Raw genomic sequence first — 17,270 nt, forward strand, 5'->3', positions numbered from 1 at the left:
GTCTCACCCATCGGACAGCCGACAGGAGGGGTGGTCATGACCACCGAGGTGCGCCGTCTGCGCAACTACATCAACGGAGAGTTCCGGGACGCCGTGGACGGGCGGACCATCGATGTGGTCAGCCCGGTGACGGAAGAGGTCTACGCGACCTCGCCGCTCTCCGGCCAGGCCGATGTCGATGCCGCCATGGAGGCCGCCGCGGCCGCGTTCCCGGCCTGGCGCGACACGACGCCCGCCGAGCGACAGAAGGCCCTGCTGAAGATCGCGGACGCCTTCGAGGAGCGCGCGGAGGACCTGATCGCCGCCGAGTCGGAGAACACCGGCAAGCCGATCGGGCTCACCCGCAGCGAAGAGATCCCGCCGATGGTGGACCAGATCCGCTTCTTCGCGGGGGCCGCCCGGCTCCTGGAGGGCCGCTCGGCGGGCGAGTACATGGAGGGCCTGACCTCCATCGTCCGCCGCGAGCCCGTCGGCGTATGCGCGCAGGTCGCGCCGTGGAACTACCCGATGATGATGGCCGTCTGGAAGTTCGCCCCGGCGCTCGCCGCGGGCAACACCGTCGTGATCAAGCCGTCCGACACCACCCCGGCGTCGACCGTGCTGATGGCCGAGATCATGGGCCAGATCCTGCCCAAGGGCGTCTTCAACGTCCTGTGCGGCGACCGGGACACCGGCCGCGCGATGGTCGAGCACCCGACCCCGGCGATGGCCTCCATCACCGGTTCGGTACGGGCCGGCATCCAGGTCGCCGAGTCCGCCGCCAAGGACGTCAAGCGCGTCCACCTGGAGCTCGGCGGCAAGGCGCCCGTCGTCGTCTTCGAGGACGCCGACATCGCCAAGACCGCCGCGGGCGTCTCCGAGGCGGGCTTCTTCAACGCGGGCCAGGACTGTACGGCCGCGACCCGCGTCCTGGTCCACGAGTCCATCCACGACGAGTTCGTCACCGCGCTCGCCAAGGCCGCCGCCGACACGAAGACCGGGCAGCCGGACGACGAGGACGTGGCGTACGGCCCGCTCAACAACGCCAACCAGCTGAAGCAGGTCAGCGGCTTCATCGAGCGGCTCCCCGCCCACGCCAAGGTCGAGGCGGGCGGCCACCGGGTCGGCGACAAGGGCTACTTCTACGCCCCGACCGTCGTCTCCGGCCTCAAGCAGGACGACGAGATCATCCAGAACGAGGTCTTCGGGCCCGTCATCACCGTCCAGTCGTTCACCGACGAGAAGCAGGCCACGGAGTACGCCAACGGCGTCGACTACGCGCTCGCCTCCTCGGTCTGGACGACGAACCACTCCCGCGCCATGCGCATGTCCAAGAACCTCGACTTCGGCTGCGTGTGGATCAACACCCACATCCCGCTGGTCGCGGAGATGCCGCACGGCGGGTTCAAGAAGTCCGGCTACGGCAAGGACCTCTCGGCGTACGGCTTCGAGGACTACACGCGGATCAAGCACGTCATGACGTCCATCGAGGACTGACCGACGCGCACGCCGTACGGATACGGCCCCGGGTTCCACGCCCGGGGCCGTTCCCTTTCTGGACAACGTGTGCGGGGCGGGCCCGCCCCGCTGGACGCTTGGTCCATTGTCCGCCGCGGTGATCACCCGGCATCCTGCGCGGGTGCGAGCGATCCCGAAGAACCACCCCATGAACCGCCGTTCCCTGCTGCGCGCCCTCGGGGCGGGGGCCGCAGGGACCGTCCTGGCCGGCTGCGGGGTGCCCGCCGCCTATGTCGAGCCGGGGGACCGGGCCGGACACGACAGCTCCGACACCGACCACCGCCTCCACTTCGCCAACTGGCCGCTCTACATCGACACCGACGACGAGAACACCTCGAAGCGGCCCACCCTGGACGCCTTCTCGAAGCGGACCGGGATCTCCGTCACGTACACCGAGGAGATCAACGACAACGACGAGTTCTTCGGGAAGATCAGCCCCGCCCTGATGAACCGCCGGCAGACCGGCCGCGACCTGATCGTCATCAGCGACTGGATGGCCGCCCGCTTCGTCCGGCTCGGCTGGGTCCAGGAGATGGACCGGGCCAAGCAGCCCAATGTGGCCAAGTACCTGGATCCGCAGCTGCGTTCGCCCGCCTTCGACGAGGGGCGGCGCCACAGCGTCCCCTGGCAGTCCGGGATCACCGGCATCGCGTACAACCGCAAGAGGCTCGGCCGCGAGATCCGGTCCACGAGCGAGCTGTGGGCGGACGACCTGCGCGGGAAGGTGACCCTGCTCTCCGGGCTCGACGAGGCGTTCGCGCTGCTGATGCAGGGCAACGGCGCCGACATCACCCGCTGGACCGCCGACGACTTCCACACGATGTGCGAACAGGTCGAGAAGCGGGTCCGCTCGAAGCACATCCGCCGCTTCACCGGCAACGACTACATCAAGGACCTCTCCACCGGCGATGTGCTGGCCTGCCAGGCGTACTCCGGCGATGTCATTCAGCTCCAGGCGGACAACCCGGACATCGAGTTCGTCGTCCCCGAGGAGGGCGCCGAGCTGTGGGCGGAGTCCCTGATGATCCCCAACCTCGCCCGCCACAAGCGCAACGCGGAGCGGCTGGTGGACCACTACTACGACCCCGAGATCGCCGCCGAACTCGCCACCTGGGTCAACTACGTCTGCCCGGTGCCCGCCGCCCGTGACGTCCTGGCCTCGTCGAAGGACGAGGAGACCGCCGCGCTCGCCGAGGACCCGCTGATCTTCCCCGACGACGCGATGCGTCAACGGCTGGCCATCGCCCGGGACATCACCGCCGAGGAGCGGATGGACTACGCCAAGAAGTGGAACGCCATCGTCGGGCTGTGAACCCGCCCGGCCCGTCGGGCTGTGAACCCGCCCGGCCCGTCGGGCTGTGAACCCGCCCGGCCCGTCAGGGCTTGCGGGCCACCGCGCCGAACTGGGCGACCTCCGGCTCCCGCGGGTTCGTACGCCAGCGGGAGCAGGAGACGATCCCCGGCTCCAGCAGGTCGAGACCGTCCAGGAATGACGCGAACTCCTCGCGGCTGCGGGCGGTGATCGGCGGGGTGGCGTTCTCGTTCCAGAAGCGCATCGCCGCCTCGTTGCCCTCGCCGCCCAGCTCCAGCGTCGGGTGGGTCAGCACCAGATGGCTGCCGGAGGGGACGGCCGCCATCAGGGTGCGGACGATGGACCGTGCCTCGTCCGTGTCGAGTACGAAGTTGAGGATGCCGAGCATCATCACCGCGACGGGCCGCCCCAGGTCCAGGGTGGGCTGAGCCGCCTTCAGGATCCGCTCCGGGTCGTGTGCGTCCGCGTCCACGTACTCGGTGGCGCCCTCCAGCGAACTGCTGAGCAGGGCGCGCGCGTGGGCCAGCACGATCGGGTCGTTGTCGACGTAGACGACCCGGGCGTGCGGTGTGGTGTGCTGGGCGATCTCGTGGGTGTTGTCGGCGGTCGGCAGGCCGGTGCCGATGTCCAGGAACTGGTCGATCCCTGTGTCCCCGGCCAGATGCCGCACCGCCCGGCCGAGGAACGCCCGGTCCGCGCGGGCCACTTCACCGATGCTCGGGTACATCCCGGTGACCTGGTCGCCCACCGCCCGGTCCACCGGGTAGTTGTCCTTGCCGCCCAGCCAGTAGTTCCAGACGCGGGCGTTGTGCGCGACATCGGCACGTATCCGGGCGGTGGCGTCGGCCTGCGGTCGGTTCTCGCTCACGTCTGCTGCTCCTCGGTACCTGTCCGGCGGGTTACGGCACCGACCATCATGCCGGACCGGTCAAGAGGCTCTCGGAGCAGGGGAGTTGGTGCGCACCTGGTGCAGGGCGTCGATCCGGTTGGTGGTGATCGAGTCGACGCCCCGCGCGATCAGCCGACGCATCGTGCGCTTCGTGTCGGCCGTCCAGGCGGAGACCAGCAGACCGTCCCGGTGGGCCCGGTCGGTCAGTTCACGGCTGACCAGCCCGAAGCGGTAGTTCAGCCAGCGCGGCTTCACCGCCTCCAGCAGGACCGGGCGCGGCGGGGCGAGCGTGTTCCAGGTGAGCGCGATCTCGGCGGCCGGGTCGGCGGAGCGCACCCGGAGCATCGCGTCCGCGCCCGCGCAGTAGTACGCCCGGTCGCCCGCGCCGCACTCCAGGACCGTACCCACGGTCTTCTTCACCGAGGCGTCCGTGGAGCCGGGCAGGTCCACCATCACCCGGTGCTCCCCGGCGGCGTCCAGCGCCTCGGCCAGGGTCGGCACCCCGCCGCCGGTCAGCTCCAGCACCTCCTGGTGGGTCAGCCGGTCGACGCGCCGGTCATGGCCCCACAGCCGCTCCAGCGTCGCGTCGTGGAGGAGCACCGGCACGCCGTCCCGGGTCACCCGTACGTCGATCTCGACCGCGTCCGCCCCCCGGTCGAGGGCGGAGCGGATCGAGGGCAGCGTGTTCTCGCGGGCCCGGTACGGGTCGCCGCGGTGTCCTACGGCGGTGAGCCGGGTGGTGGTGTCAGCCATGGGGCCATTGTGACGACCGGGGTCAGCGGGCGGGACCCCGGAGCCAGTCCGCCGTGTACGTGTCGATCTCCTCGGCCAGCCTGCGCTTGCCCGCCGGGTCCAGGAACGAGGCCTCCACCGCGTTCTTCGCGAGGCCCGCGATGCCCTTCTCGTCGAGCTCCAGCAGCCGGGCGGCGACCGTGTACTCGTTGTTGAGGTCGGTGCCGAACATGGGCGGGTCGTCGCTGTTGACGGTGACCAGGACGCCCGCCCGGACCATCTCCCGGATCGGGTGGAGCTCGATGTCGGTGACCGCGCGGGTGGCGATGTTCGACGTCGGGCAGACCTCCAGGGCGATACGGTGCTCGGCCAGGTGCTCCAGCAGCTTCGGGTCCTGGACGGAGCTGGTGCCGTGGCCGATGCGCTCGGCGCGCAGCGCGGTGAGCGCGTCCCAGATCGTCTGCGGCCCCGTGGTCTCCCCGGCGTGCGGCACCGAGTGGAGGCCCTCGGCGATGGCCCGGTCGAAGTAGGGCTTGAACTGTGGGCGGTCCACCCCGATCTCCGGTCCGCCGAGCCCGAAGGAGACGAGCCCCTCGGGCCGCCGCTCCACCGCCAGCCGGGCCGTCTCCTCGGCGGCCTGGAGCCCGGCCTCGCCCGGGATGTCGAAGCACCAGCGCAGGATGACGCCCAGCTCCGACTCGGCGGACTTACGGGCGTCCTCGATGGCCTCCATGAAGGCCACCTCGGGGATTCCGCGCCGGGTCGAGCTGAAGGGGGTCACGGTCAGCTCCGCGTACCGGATGTTCTGCCGCGCCATGTCCCGGGCCACCTCGAAGGTGAGCAGCCGGACGTCCTCGGGGGTGCGGACCAGGTCCACCACCGAGAGGTAGACGTCGATGAAGTGCGCGAAGTCGGTGAAGGTGAAGTAGTCGGCCAGCGCCTCCGGGTCGGTGGGGACCTTGGAGTCCGGGTGCCGCGCGGCCAGCTCGGCGACGATCCGGGGCGAGGCGGACCCGACGTGGTGGACATGGAGCTCGGCCTTGGGCAGCCCGGCGATGAAGGGGTGCGGATCGGTCATCTGTCTCTCTCCCGGTTAGGCGTGTACGTCGGCGGTGCCAGGGCCTGTCGTCGAACTGCCCCCGTTGCCCTCGGGGCCGGCCGGCCGCACCGATCATCGTATGCGGGGTGAGGCGGCGCGGACCTGGGCCGTAGCATGACGGGACCACGATGGGGGAGGCCCATGCCAGACAACACAGAGCAGCCCGGGGGCGGGGCCGCGCCGCGCGATCCGTGGGCACCGCCGGACAGCAGGGTGGAGCTGGGCAAGCAGGACGCCGGTCCGCCGCCGCCCGCTGTCCACGACCAGCCGACCGTGACGTCGATGCCGGCCGCGGGGGACGGCACCGGACCGATACCGGCGCCCGGTGGCTTCGGTCCCGCACCCTCGGCGGGTCCGCCGCCGGTGGGTCCGGGCGGCCCCGGGCACCAGGCACCGCCGCCGCCCGCCGGGCACTACGGCTACCCGGCGCCTCCGGTGCAGCCGTACGGCGGCTATCCGGTGTACGACCCCTATGGCGCCCAGCAGCCCTGGGGGCCCGCCCCCGCGAACGGCCTCGGTATCGCCGCGATGGTGCTCGGCATCGTCTCGGTGGTCGGCTTCTGCCTGTACGGGGTCAACATCGTCCTGGGCATCCTCGCGCTGATCTTCGGCCTGATCGGCCTCGGCCGGGCCAAGCGAGGCGAGGCCACCAACCGGGGCATGGCGATCGCCGGGATCATCCTGGGCGCGGTCGGCATGGTGGTCGGTGCGGCGATCCTCGGCTTCATCATCTGGGTCGGTGTGAACGCCGACGAGAACGGCAACTGGAAGGACTCCAACGACCCGTTCGCCACATCGCTGGTCATCGAGGGCCGCGGCTAGCAGCCGCACCTGAAAGCCACCGGCAGCCACCCGCAGTCACCGGCCGCCGTACGCACCGCATCCGCCGCCCGGTCCAGCAGGGAAACCACTCCCGCCGGACCGGGCGGCGCCGCTGTACCCGGCCCCGTACTGCCGCACCCGGGACTCCCAGCCCCCGTACCCGGAACGCTCAACAGCCTCCGCAGCCCCCGCACCCAGCGCCCTAAAGAGCCCCCGCACCCGGCGCGCCCTAGAGGGCCTGGACCGCCCCCGCCCGCAGCCGCTCCCGCGCCTCCATCAGCGCGAAGCCCAGCAGATTCAGCCCCCGCCACTCCTGCGGCCGCTCCACCCGCTCGTCGTCCGGAGCGAGGCCGATGCCCCAGATCCGGTCCACCGGGGACGCCTCCACCAGCACCCGGTCGCCGGTCCCCAGCAGATACCCGGCCAGCTCCGGGTCCTGCCCGAACTTGTGCGTGGAGCCCGCCACCACCAGGCCGAACCGCTCCCGTATCCACACGTCCTCGTCGAAGCCGCGCACCAGCCGCCCCGCCTTCTTCGCCGCCGCCGGGCTCGACGCCGTAACAGCCGCCTCCTCCGCCTCCGTATCACTGAAGAGGCGCGCCTTCGCGGCCATCATCCAGTGCTCGGCGCTCGCGTACGTCACGCCCTCCACCGTGAACGGCGACGGCCACCACTGGCTCAGGCAGCTCGGTCCCAGCCGGCCGTCCGGGCGCGGGCGGTGGCCCCAGAACGGCAGATACTTCACCCGCTTGCCCCGCGCCACGTCCGCCAGAAGCTCATCGATCGGTCCCATGACATGTGAGTGTGGCATCCGCCACTGACACTCCGTACGGGGATTTCCGCACCGACACGACACATGGTCGACAGATTCCGTCGCGTAACCAAAAGGCAACAACGGAATCACTTGTTGGGCCTGGACCCCTCTGTCAGGATCGGCACTCAATTCACGAAGAGGCTACGCCGACCCCGCCCAGCGGGTACAGCGGCGGAGGAGAGCGTCATGAGCAACGGCTTCCAGGTTCAGGACCGCTTCGCGGAAGGTGCGCAGTACATCGGCGGCAAGCTGCTCCCCGGCACGTCCGGCCGCCACCACGACATCGTGAACCCCGCGACCGGTGAGACCGTCCTGCGGTACGAGCTTGCGGGCACCGAGGACGTCGACGCGGCCGTCGCCGCCGCCCGCGCGGCCTTCCCCGGCTGGTCGGCCGCCACTCCCGGCGAGCGCTCCGAGGCCCTGCACCGGTTCGCCGCCGTCCTCGCCGAGCAGGCCGACGACTTCGCGTACGCCGAGTCCCTCCAGTGCGGGAAGCCGATCAAGCTCTCCACCGAGTTCGACGTCCCCGGCACCGTCGACAACGCGGCCTTCTTCGCGGGCGCCGCCCGCCACCTGGAGGGCAAGGCCGCCGCCGAGTACGACGGCGACCACACCTCCTACGTACGCCGCGAGGCGATCGGTGTCGTCGGCTCCATCGCCCCCTGGAACTACCCCCTCCAGATGGCCGCCTGGAAGGTCCTCCCGGCCGTCGCCGCGGGCAACACCATCGTCCTCAAGCCCGCCGAGCTCACCCCGCTGACCTCGCTGATGTTCGCCCAGGCCGCCACCGAGGCCGGTATTCCCGACGGGGTCATCAACATCGTCACCGGCGCCGGCAAGGACGCGGGCGAACACCTCGTCGGACACCCGGACGTCGTGATGACCTCCTTCACCGGCTCCACCGCCGTCGGCAAGCGGGTCGCGGAGATCGCCACCGCCACCGTCAAGCGCCTCCACCTGGAGCTGGGCGGCAAGGCCCCCTTCGTGGTCTTCGACGACGCCGACCTGGAGGCCGCCGTCCACGGCGCGGTCGCCGGATCCCTCATCAACACCGGCCAGGACTGCACCGCCGCCACCCGCGCCTACGTCCAGCGCCCCCTCTACGACGCCTTCGTCCGGGACGTCGCCGCCCTCATGGAGACCGTCCGCCTCGGCGACCCCTTCGACCGGTCCACCGACCTCGGCCCCCTCATCAGCCACGCCCAGCGCGACCGCGTCGCCGCCTTCGTCGAGCGGGCCCGCGGCTACGCCCAGGTCGTCACCGGCGGCGAGGCCCCCGGCGGCGACCTCGCCGAAGGCGCGTACTACCGGCCCACCCTCGTCGCGGGCGCCGCCCAGGACAGCGAGATCGTCCAGTCGGAGATCTTCGGCCCCGTCCTCGTGGTGCTGCCCTTCGACAGCGACGACGAGGGCATCGCGCTGGCCAACGACACCCCGTACGGACTGGCCGCCTCCGCCTGGACCCGCGACCTGTACCGCGCGAACCGCGCCACCCGCGAGATCCAGGCGGGCTGTGTGTGGGTGAACGACCACATCCCGATCCTCTCCGAGATGCCGCACGGCGGATACAAGGCCAGCGGCTTCGGCAAGGACATGTCGGCGTACTCCTTCGAGGAGTACACGCAGGTCAAGCACGTCATGTACGACAACACCGCGGTCGCCCGCAAGGACTGGCACCGCACGATCTTCGGGGACCGATAGCAGCTGCCGCACGATCGGGGCCCGTCCACGACGGCGGGCCCCGGCGGCCTCCCACCCGAAAGGGCAAACGCGTATGGAGAGTTACGAGCCCGAGCGCCTCTCGTCCGCCCAGCTGGCGGCCATGAGGCGATCCCTGACCAACGGCAGGGGCGCCCTCACCCGCCGCTCCCTGCTGCGCGCCTCCGGCATGGGCGCCCTCGCACTGGGCGGGATAGCCACCCTCGGCGCCTGCGGCATCCCGCCCGCCGGACGCGCCGAGGGCACTGCCGCCGCCGACGACCACTCGGAGCGGGAGAAGGAAGTCCACTTCTCCAACTGGACCGAGTACATGGACGTCGGCGACGACGAGAAGAGCCGCCCCACCCTCGCGGCGTTCACCAAGCGCACCGGGATCAGGGTCAAGTACACCGAGGACATCAACGACAACGTCGAGTTCTTCGGGAAGATCAAGCCGCAGCTCGCCGCCGGCCAGAACACCGGCCGCGACCTCATCTGCGTGACCGACTGGCTGGCCGCCCGCATCATCCGGCTCGGCTGGGCCCAGAAGCTCGACCCCGCGAACCTCCCGCACGCCTTCGCCAACGTCTCCGCCCAGTTCCGCACCCCCGACTGGGACCCCGGCCGCGCCTACTCCTACCCCTGGACCGGCATCCCCACGGTCATCGCGTACAACGCGAAGGCGACCGGCGGCCGGAAGGTCGACTCCGTCACCCAGCTCCTCGACGACCCGAAGCTCAAGGGACGTGTCTCCTTCCTCTCCGAGATGCGCGACACCGTCGGCATGACCCTGCTCGACCAGGGCAAGGACCCGGGGAAGTTCACCGACGCCGACTTCGACGGGGCGATCGGTCGGCTCCAGAAGGCCGTCGACAAGAAGCAGATCCGCCGCTTCACCGGCAACGACTACACCGCCGACCTCAGCAAGGGCGACATCGCCGCCTGTGTCGGCTGGGCCGGGGACATCATCCAGCTCCAGGCCGACAACCCGGACATCAAGTTCGCCATCCCGGCCGCCGGTTACATCACCTCCAGCGACAACCTCCTGGTCCCCGCCCAGGCCCGGCACAAGACCAACGCCGAGAAGCTCATCGACTACTACTACGAGCCGCCGGTCGCCGCCCAGCTCGCCGCGTACATCAACTACGTCTGCCCGGTCGACGGCGTACGCGGTGAACTGGCCAAGATCGACGAGTCGATGGCCTCCAACACCCTGATCCTCCCCGACCGGGAGATGGCGGCGAAGTCCCGCTCCTTCCGCTCCCTGACCACCGAGGAAGAGACGGCGTACGAGGAGAAGTTCGCCAAGCTCATCGGCGCCTGACCCGGCCCGGCCACCGGCCCGGCGCGCCCCTCCGCCGGGGCCGCCCCTTCCCCGAACTCCCCCCGAACACACTGGGACCGCGACCCATGACACAGCAGCAGCAGACCGCGGGCGGCGATGTCCGCCTCGTCGGGATCAGCAAGACCTACGGCTCCTTCACCGCCGTACAGCCGCTCGACCTGACCGTCCCCGAGGGCTCCTTCTTCGCCCTGCTCGGTGCCTCCGGCTGCGGCAAGACCACCACCCTGCGGATGATCGCGGGGCTGGAGGAGGCCACCACCGGCACGGTCTACCTCGGGGAGAAGGACATCACCGACCTGCCCCCGTACAAGCGGCCGGTCAACACCGTCTTCCAGAGCTATGCGCTCTTCCCGCACCTGGACATCACCGAGAACATCGCCTTCGGGCTCCGCAGGCGCGGCATCAAGTCGGTGAAGAAGCAGGTGGACGACATGCTGGAGCTGGTCCAGCTCGGCGACTTCGCCCGCCGCAAACCGCACCAGCTCTCCGGCGGCCAGCAGCAGCGCGTCGCCGTCGCCCGCGCGCTCATCAACCACCCGCAGGTCCTGCTGCTCGACGAACCGCTCGGCGCCCTCGACCTCAAGCTCCGCCGTCAGATGCAGTTGGAGCTCAAGCGCATCCAGACCGAGGTCGGCATCACCTTCGTGCACGTCACCCACGACCAGGAGGAGGCCATGACCATGGCCGACACCGTCGCGGTGATGAACGGGGGCCGCGTCGAACAGCTCGGTGCCCCCGCCGACCTCTACGAGAACCCGCGCACCACCTTCGTCGCCAACTTCCTCGGCACCTCCAACCTCATCGAGGGCGAGATCGTCTCCACGGGCGGCGACCTGGTGGTGGCCGCGGGCGGCGGGAAGCTCACCCTGCCCCGCGAGCGATGTTCGGCCCCCGCCACCAGCGGCGGCCGGCTCCTCCTCGGCATCCGGCCCGAGAAGATATCCCTGGCCCACGCGGACGACGCGGATGACATCGCCGCAGGCCGTAACCGCGTCACCGGCCGCATCACCGACTCCAGCTTCATCGGCGTCTCCACCCAGTACGTGGTCGAGAGCCCGGCGGGGACGGCGCTCCAGGTCTACGAGCAGAACATCGAGAGGGACACGCGGCTCACCCCCGGTGCCGAGGTCGTCCTGCACTGGAACCCGGCCCACACCTTCGGCCTCGACGCCGCCCAGGACATCGACGCGGGCGCCACCAGCGTGGAGGACGCGGAGTGAGCGTCACCCAGGCGCCGCCCGCGCCGTCCGCCGAGCCCCAGGAACCGGTGCTCCGCAAGCCCTCCACCCGCAAACGGCTCATCCCGTACTGGCTGCTGCTCCCCGGCATCCTCTGGCTGCTCGTCTTCTTCGCCCTGCCGCTGGTCTACCAGGCCTCCACCTCCGTACAGACCGGCTCCCTGGAGCAGGGCTTCGAGGTCACCTGGCACTTCCAGACGTACGTGGACGCGCTGCGCGACTACTACCCGCAGTTCATCCGGTCCCTGCTGTACGCGGGCACCGCCACGATCCTCTGCCTGCTGCTGGGCTACCCGCTCGCCTACCTCATCGCCTTCAAGGCGGGCCGCTGGCGGAACCTGGTGCTGGTGCTGGTCATCGCCCCGTTCTTCACCAGCTTCCTCATCCGTACGCTGGCGTGGAAGACGATCCTCGCCGACGGCGGCGCGGTCGTGGACGTGCTCAACACCCTGCACGTCCTGGACGTCACCAGCTGGCTCGGCTGGACCGAGTCCAACCGGGTCCTGGCCACCCCGATGGCCGTCGTCTGCGGTCTGACGTACAACTTCCTGCCGTTCATGATCCTGCCGCTCTACACCTCGCTGGAGCGGATCGACGGCCGGCTGCACGAGGCGGCGGGTGACCTCTACGCCACCCCGGCCACCACCTTCCGCAAGGTGACGTTCCCGCTCTCCCTGCCCGGTGTCGTCGCCGGCACCCTGCTGACCTTCATCCCGGCCAGCGGCGACTACGTCAACGCCGAGCTTCTCGGCTCCACCGACACCAAGATGGTCGGCAGCGTCATCCAGAGCCAGTTCCTGCGGGTCCTGGACTATCCGACGGCCGCCGCGCTCTCCTTCATCCTCATGGCGATCGTCCTGCTGATGGTCACCTTCTACATCCGCCGCTCCGGGACGGAGGACCTGGTCTGATGCCCGTACTGCGCTGGATACGCCGGAACCTGGTCGTCATCGCGGGTCTGCTGACCCTCGCGTACATGATCCTGCCGAACATCGTCGTGATGGTGTTCTCGTTCAACAAGCCCAACGGCCGCTTCAACTACGAGTGGCAGCGGTTCTCGCTGGACGCCTGGAAGGACCCCTGCGGGGTCGCCGACCTCTGCGGTTCGCTCTCCCTCTCGCTCCAGATCGCCTTCTGGGCGACCCTGGGCGCCACCGCGCTCGGCACGGCGGTCGCCTTCGCGCTGGTCCGCTACCGCTTCCGGGCGCGCGGCGCGATCAGCTCGCTGATCTTCCTGCCGATGGCGATGCCCGAGGTCGTCATGGCCGCATCCCTGCTCACGCTCTTCCTGAACATGGGCGCCCAGCTCGGCTTCTGGACCGTGCTCATCGCGCACATCATGTTCTGCCTCAGCTTCGTGGTGACGGCCGTCAAGGCGCGCGTGATGTCGATGGACCCACGGCTTGAGGAAGCCGCCCGCGATCTTTACGCGGGACCCGTACAGACATTCCTCCGCGTGACCCTTCCCATCGCCGCACCCGGAATCGCGGCGGGCGCGCTGCTCGCCTTCGCGCTCTCCTTCGACGATTTCATCATCACGAATTTCAACGCGGGCTCCACCGTCACCTTCCCCATGTTCGTCTGGGGTTCGGCACAGCGCGGCACGCCCGTGCAGATCAACGTCATCGGCACCGCCATGTTCATCATTGCGGTACTGATGGTTCTCGTCGGTCAGCTCATCGCGAGCCGACGGAAGAGCAACGCTCGATCCTGAAAGTCCTGAAGGAGTTGGAAACCATGGCCCCAGCTGCCATGCGTACTGCCGCACAATCGATCGCCGGTGCCAAGCCGGTCTCCTACTGGCTGGACGACCCGGCCAAACCCGACGCGCTGCCCGCCCTTACCGGCGACGAGCACGCCGACCTCCTGGTCATCGGCGGCGGCTACAGCGGACTGTGGACCGCGCTCATCGCCAAGGAGCGCGACCCCGGGCGGGATGTCGTCCTCATCGAGGGGCACGAGGTGGGCTGGGCCGCCTCGGGCCGCAACGGCGGCTTCTGCGCCGCCTCCCTCACCCATGGCCTCGCCAACGGCGTCGAGCGGTGGCCGGACGAGATCGCGAAGCTGGAGGAGCTGGGGGCGCGGAACCTCGACGCCATCGAGGCCGCCGTCGCCCGCTACGGCATCGACTGCGAGTTCGAGCGGACCGGTGAGATCGATGTCGCCACCGAGCCCCACCAGCTCGAAGAGCTGCGGGAATGGCACCAGGAGCTCGTCGCGCTCGGCATCACCGGCGTGGACTTCCTGGACCGCGAGGCCCTGCGCGCCGAGGTCGACTCGCCCACCTTCCTCGGCGGCCTCTGGGACCGGCGCGGTGTCGCGATGCTGCACCCGGCCAAGCTCGCCTGGGGCCTGAAGCGGGCCTGTCGGGAGCTGGGCGTTCGGATCTACGAGAACACCCGCGGCCTCGACCTGGTGCGCTCCGGCCCGGGGATGGCGGTGCGTACGCCGTACGGGCGGGTCTTCGCCCGCCGGGTCGCGCTCGGCACCAACATCTTCCCCTCGCTCGTCAAGCGGGTCCGCCCGTACACCGTGCCGGTCTACGACTACGCGCTGATGACCGAGCCGCTCACCCCCGGGCAGCTCGAATCCATCGGCTGGAAGGGGCGCCAGGGACTGGGCGACAGCGCCAATCAGTTCCATTACTTCCGGCTCTCCGCGGACAACCGGATCCTGTGGGGCGGATACGACGCGATCTATCCGTACGGCGGAAAGCTCAGCGCCGATCTGGACCAGCGGCCGGAGACGTTCATCAAGCTCGCGGAGCAGTTCTTCGACTGTTTTCCGCAGCTTTCCGGGCTGAATTTCTCGCACGCCTGGGGCGGTGCGATCGATACGTGTTCCCGCTTCACGGCTTTCTTCGGAACCGCCCATCAGGGGCGGGTCGCGTACGCCGCCGGATATACGGGTCTCGGTGTCGGCTCGACGCGTTTCGGGGCCGATGTGATGCTCGATCTCCTTGCCGGTGAGGAGACCGAGCGGACCCGGCTGGAGATGGTCCGCTCCAAGCCGATGCCGTTCCCGCCGGAGCCGTTCGCCTGGGCCGGGATCGAGATCACCAAGCGGTCCCTCGCCCGCGCCGACGCCAACGGGGGACACCGCAATCTCTGGCTGAAGGCCATGGACAAGCTGGGGCTGGGCTTCGACAGCTGACACCCCGCCCAACTGTGTGACCCACCTCACTACCAACAAGTAGCCCCAAGCCGCGTCATAGTCCGGGCCCGACGCTCTCTCGTCCGTGTACGCACCGGCGGAACCCTGCCGGTGTTCTCCACACCAACGGGAGGCTGGTCATGGCTGGCTCGGAGACCAGGGCCGCGGTCGAGTGGCTCACATCGGTGGCACCGGATCCCGGCGCCTGCCGGTGGGAGTGGGAGCGCAATCCGCAGGGAATCGCGCTCCTCCCCGCCGGCAAGCGCTGGGACGTGCTGATTCTCCCGGGTGAGCTGGGCCATCCGACGCTCGACGTGCTCACCCGTCTCATCGACCGGCCGGGACCGGTCCTCGCCGACTTCGGCGAAGCCCGTATGGGCTTCTTCGTCCCGCCCGGCACCGCGTCCCGCTGGCTCGGCACCGGCATCCGGGGCGCGGGACCCGGCACCTGGATCGTCGTCCCGCATCCGGGCCGGGCGGCCGGGGGAGTGCGCTGGCTGATCCCGCCCGACGGCTCGGGGACCCTCACCGACGCGGGGCTCCTGGAGCTGGCGATGCACGAGGCGGCCGGAGCCGCCGCCCAGGACGGCCGCGAAGAGGGGTGACCCACTGCCAGAGGTCTTGACAACCTCATTGGTCTGGACCATGTTGTGCGCACGCCACACCCAATTCCCCCCTGCACGGAGGCTGTTGTGGGACGCACCGGACCAACCGTCAGATTTTCCGGACTTCTGGCCACCTGTACGGCCGCGGTGCTCGCTGCCGGTGCCCTGGTCGCCACGGCACCGGCAGCCAGCGCGGCCGACGTGGACGTGGCGCGCAACGGCGGCTTCGAGGCGGGCCTCGACGGCTGGAGCTGCAGCGCGGCCAGCGGGTCGGTCGTCTCCACTCCCGTACACGGCGGTACGGCGGCGCTGAAGGCGACCCCGGCGGGCCAGGACAACGCAAGGTGCTCCCAGGACGTCACGGTCAGGCCCAACTCCCGCTACACGCTGAGCGCCTGGGTGCAGGGCAGCTACGTCTACCTCGGCGCCACCGGCACCGGCACCACCGACGTCTCCACCTGGACCCAGTCCTCCGGCGCCTGGAAGCAGCTCAGCACCAGCTTCACCACGGGCCCCAACACCACCTCCGTCAGCATCTACACCCACGGCTGGTACGGCACCCCCGCCCACTACGTCGACGACCTCACCCTCATCGGCCCCGGCGGCGACCCCGTGGTCGTCCCGGCTGTTCCCAACGGCCTGCGGACCACCGCGCTCACCTCCTCTTCGGTCGCCCTCGCCTGGAACGCCGTCTCGGGCGCGACCGGCTACAACGTCTACCGAGGCGGTACGAAGGTGGCCACGGTCACCGGTCCGGCCGCCACCGTGACGGGGCTGGCCGCCTCGACCCCGTACAGCTTCCAGGTCACCGCCACCAACGCGGCCGGTGAGTCCGCGAAGTCGGCCGCCGTCACCGCGACCACCGCCGAGGGCGGCGACGGCGGGGACAACAAGCTCCCGGCCCGCGCGCTCGTCGGCTACCTCCACTCCAGCTTCGCCAACGGTTCCGGCTACACCCGCATGGCGGACGTGCCCGACTCCTGGGACGTCATCAACCTCGCCTTCGGTGAGCCCACCACCGTCACCTCCGGCGACATCCGCTTCTCGCTCTGCCCGGTCACCGAGTGCCCGAACGTGGAGTCCGAGGCGGAGTTCAAGGCCGCCATCAAGGCCAAGCAGGCGGCGGGCAAGAAGGTCCTGATCTCCATCGGCGGCCAGAACGGCCAGGTGCGGCTCGCCTCCACCGCCGCCCGGGACGCCTTCGTCACCTCGGTCTCGCAGATCATCGACACCTACGGACTCGACGGCCTGGACATCGACTTCGAGGGCAACTCCCTCTCGCTGAACACCGGGGACACCGACTTCCGCGCCCCGACCTCGCCGGTGATCGTCAACCTGATCTCCGCGGTGAAGACCCTCAAGGCGAAGTACGGCGCCGACTTCATCCTGACGATGGCGCCCGAGACCTTCTTCGTCCAGCTCGGCTACCAGTTCTACGGCTCCGGCCCCTGGGGCGGCCAGGACCCGCGCGCCGGCGCCTACCTGCCGGTCATCCACGCCCTGCGCGACGATCTGACCCTGCTGCACGTCCAGGACTACAACTCGGGCCCGATCATGGGGCTCGACAACCAGTACCACTCGATGGGCGGCGCGGGCTTCCACATCGCCATGACGGACATGCTGCTCGCCGGCTTCCCGGTCGCGGGCAACACCAGCCGGGTCTTCCCGGGCCTGCGCCCCGACCAGGTCGCCATCGGCCTCCCGGCCTCCACCCACGCGGGCAACGGCCACACCTCACCGGCCGAGGTCAACAAGGCGCTCAACTGCCTGATCAAGAAGACCGACTGCGGCTCCTACCAGACGCACGGGACCTGGACGGATCTGCGCGGACTGATGACCTGGTCGATCAACTGGGACCGGTTCAACAACTGGGAGTTCTCCCGCAACTTCAACACCTACTTCGGTCGCTGAGACGCCTCTGAGGCAACCCACCAGACCGATGCCCGTCGCCGGGGTGAAGAGGATCGCGGCGACGGGCATCATCCATGCCGTCCTAGGGTGACCAAGACGCCCGACGCGGCGGGAGAGCGCATCGCGCCCGCCCGCCGCGTCCGAGAAAGGACAGC

Annotated in this window: 15 protein-coding genes; 11 read left to right on the forward strand and 4 right to left on the reverse strand. The window is 69.9% G+C overall.

Going from position 1 to position 17,270, the window contains the following annotated elements; all coding sequences use genetic code 11:
* Window positions 1–36 precede the first annotated feature (36 nt).
* Together ACFW9Z_RS14005 and ACFW9Z_RS14010 are read left to right on the forward strand one after the other, a co-directional pair.
* Window positions 37–1,476: a gamma-aminobutyraldehyde dehydrogenase gene (locus ACFW9Z_RS14005; RefSeq protein ID WP_384639220.1), complete on the forward strand. Its 1,440-nt coding sequence runs from the start codon at window positions 37–39 to the stop codon at window positions 1,474–1,476.
* A gap of 169 nt (window positions 1,477–1,645) precedes the next feature.
* Complete coding sequence (locus ACFW9Z_RS14010) at window positions 1,646–2,809, forward strand: PotD/PotF family extracellular solute-binding protein (protein ID WP_384639222.1); 1,164 nt, start codon at window positions 1,646–1,648, stop codon at window positions 2,807–2,809.
* 64 nt (window positions 2,810–2,873) lie between these two features.
* Here the strand turns inward: ACFW9Z_RS14010 and ACFW9Z_RS14015 are convergent, their stop codons facing one another.
* The 3 genes from ACFW9Z_RS14015 to ACFW9Z_RS14025 are packed head-to-tail and all read right to left on the reverse strand — an operon-like array spanning window position 2,874 to window position 5,508.
* Complete coding sequence (locus ACFW9Z_RS14015; protein WP_384639225.1) at window positions 2,874–3,677, reverse strand: SAM-dependent methyltransferase; 804 nt, start codon at window positions 3,675–3,677, stop codon at window positions 2,874–2,876.
* 60 nt (window positions 3,678–3,737) lie between these two features.
* Window positions 3,738–4,451, reverse strand: coding sequence for a glycerophosphodiester phosphodiesterase (locus tag ACFW9Z_RS14020; RefSeq protein ID WP_384639228.1), 714 nt, complete (start codon window positions 4,449–4,451; stop codon window positions 3,738–3,740).
* Between the two features lie 22 nt (window positions 4,452–4,473).
* Window positions 4,474–5,508, reverse strand: coding sequence for an adenosine deaminase (locus ACFW9Z_RS14025; RefSeq protein ID WP_384639230.1), 1,035 nt, complete (start codon window positions 5,506–5,508; stop codon window positions 4,474–4,476).
* Between the two features lie 162 nt (window positions 5,509–5,670).
* Here ACFW9Z_RS14025 and ACFW9Z_RS14030 point away from each other — a divergent pair, with 162 nt between their 5' ends.
* Window positions 5,671–6,351, forward strand: coding sequence for a DUF4190 domain-containing protein (locus ACFW9Z_RS14030; protein ID WP_384639233.1), 681 nt, complete (start codon window positions 5,671–5,673; stop codon window positions 6,349–6,351).
* 229 nt (window positions 6,352–6,580) lie between these two features.
* Here the strand turns inward: ACFW9Z_RS14030 and ACFW9Z_RS14035 are convergent, their stop codons facing one another.
* The gene (locus tag ACFW9Z_RS14035; protein ID WP_384639236.1) at window positions 6,581–7,144 is read right to left on the reverse strand and encodes an NADAR family protein; all 564 of its coding nucleotides are present in this window, start codon (window positions 7,142–7,144) and stop codon (window positions 6,581–6,583) included.
* 207 nt (window positions 7,145–7,351) lie between these two features.
* Between ACFW9Z_RS14035 and ACFW9Z_RS14040 the strand changes: the two genes are divergently transcribed.
* The 8 genes from ACFW9Z_RS14040 to ACFW9Z_RS14075 all read left to right on the forward strand — a co-directional run bounded on the left by ACFW9Z_RS14040 (window position 7,352) and on the right by ACFW9Z_RS14075 (window position 17,115).
* Window positions 7,352–8,866, forward strand: a complete 1,515-nt coding sequence (locus tag ACFW9Z_RS14040) for a gamma-aminobutyraldehyde dehydrogenase (protein ID WP_384639238.1) — start codon at window positions 7,352–7,354, stop codon at window positions 8,864–8,866.
* Window positions 8,867–8,939: 73 nt separating this feature from the next.
* On the forward strand, window positions 8,940–10,187 hold the full coding sequence (locus ACFW9Z_RS14045; protein WP_384639241.1) for a spermidine/putrescine ABC transporter substrate-binding protein: 1,248 nt from the start codon (window positions 8,940–8,942) through the stop codon (window positions 10,185–10,187).
* A gap of 86 nt (window positions 10,188–10,273) precedes the next feature.
* Window positions 10,274–11,428: an ABC transporter ATP-binding protein gene (locus tag ACFW9Z_RS14050; protein ID WP_384639244.1), complete on the forward strand. Its 1,155-nt coding sequence runs from the start codon at window positions 10,274–10,276 to the stop codon at window positions 11,426–11,428.
* Window positions 11,425–12,357: an ABC transporter permease gene (locus tag ACFW9Z_RS14055; RefSeq protein ID WP_384639246.1), complete on the forward strand. Its 933-nt coding sequence runs from the start codon at window positions 11,425–11,427 to the stop codon at window positions 12,355–12,357. The genes ACFW9Z_RS14050 and ACFW9Z_RS14055 overlap by 4 nt, the downstream gene beginning before the upstream one ends.
* Window positions 12,357–13,160 carry an ABC transporter permease gene (locus tag ACFW9Z_RS14060; protein ID WP_384639249.1) on the forward strand — a complete coding sequence of 268 codons (804 nt, stop codon included), beginning with the start codon at window positions 12,357–12,359 and terminating at the stop codon, window positions 13,158–13,160. Before ACFW9Z_RS14055 ends, ACFW9Z_RS14060 begins: the two co-directional genes overlap by 1 nt.
* A gap of 23 nt (window positions 13,161–13,183) precedes the next feature.
* Window positions 13,184–14,599 carry an NAD(P)/FAD-dependent oxidoreductase gene (locus tag ACFW9Z_RS14065; protein WP_384639252.1) on the forward strand — a complete coding sequence of 472 codons (1,416 nt, stop codon included), beginning with the start codon at window positions 13,184–13,186 and terminating at the stop codon, window positions 14,597–14,599.
* A 140-nt stretch (window positions 14,600–14,739) separates the two neighbouring features.
* Entirely contained in the window at window positions 14,740–15,204 is a 465-nt protein-coding gene (locus tag ACFW9Z_RS14070; RefSeq protein ID WP_384639255.1) for a hypothetical protein, read from the forward strand.
* Window positions 15,205–15,291: 87 nt separating this feature from the next.
* Entirely contained in the window at window positions 15,292–17,115 is a 1,824-nt protein-coding gene (locus ACFW9Z_RS14075; protein ID WP_384639258.1) for a chitinase, read from the forward strand.
* The last annotated feature ends 155 nt before the right edge of the window (window positions 17,116–17,270 follow it).

The organism is Streptomyces sp. NPDC059452, assembly GCF_042750035.1.
Lineage (GTDB): Bacteria > Actinomycetota > Actinomycetes > Streptomycetales > Streptomycetaceae > Streptomyces.

Excerpts from the sequence above, each read along its gene's own strand:
- ACFW9Z_RS14010 (WP_384639222.1), top strand. The coding sequence starts at position 1,646 with ATGAACCGCCGTTCCCTGCTGCGCGCCCTCGGGGCGGGGGCCGCAGGG.
- ACFW9Z_RS14020 (WP_384639228.1), bottom strand. The coding sequence starts at position 4,451 with ATGGCTGACACCACCACCCGGCTCACCGCCGTAGGACACCGCGGCGAC.
- ACFW9Z_RS14030 (WP_384639233.1), top strand. The coding sequence starts at position 5,671 with ATGCCAGACAACACAGAGCAGCCCGGGGGCGGGGCCGCGCCGCGCGAT.
- ACFW9Z_RS14060 (WP_384639249.1), top strand. The coding sequence starts at position 12,357 with ATGCCCGTACTGCGCTGGATACGCCGGAACCTGGTCGTCATCGCGGGT.
- ACFW9Z_RS14065 (WP_384639252.1), top strand. The coding sequence starts at position 13,184 with ATGGCCCCAGCTGCCATGCGTACTGCCGCACAATCGATCGCCGGTGCC.
- ACFW9Z_RS14005 (WP_384639220.1), top strand. The coding sequence starts at position 37 with ATGACCACCGAGGTGCGCCGTCTGCGCAACTACATCAACGGAGAGTTC.
- ACFW9Z_RS14025 (WP_384639230.1), bottom strand. The coding sequence starts at position 5,508 with ATGACCGATCCGCACCCCTTCATCGCCGGGCTGCCCAAGGCCGAGCTC.
- ACFW9Z_RS14040 (WP_384639238.1), top strand. The coding sequence starts at position 7,352 with ATGAGCAACGGCTTCCAGGTTCAGGACCGCTTCGCGGAAGGTGCGCAG.
- ACFW9Z_RS14050 (WP_384639244.1), top strand. The coding sequence starts at position 10,274 with ATGACACAGCAGCAGCAGACCGCGGGCGGCGATGTCCGCCTCGTCGGG.
- ACFW9Z_RS14070 (WP_384639255.1), top strand. The coding sequence starts at position 14,740 with ATGGCTGGCTCGGAGACCAGGGCCGCGGTCGAGTGGCTCACATCGGTG.
- ACFW9Z_RS14035 (WP_384639236.1), bottom strand. The coding sequence starts at position 7,144 with ATGGGACCGATCGATGAGCTTCTGGCGGACGTGGCGCGGGGCAAGCGG.
- ACFW9Z_RS14045 (WP_384639241.1), top strand. The coding sequence starts at position 8,940 with ATGGAGAGTTACGAGCCCGAGCGCCTCTCGTCCGCCCAGCTGGCGGCC.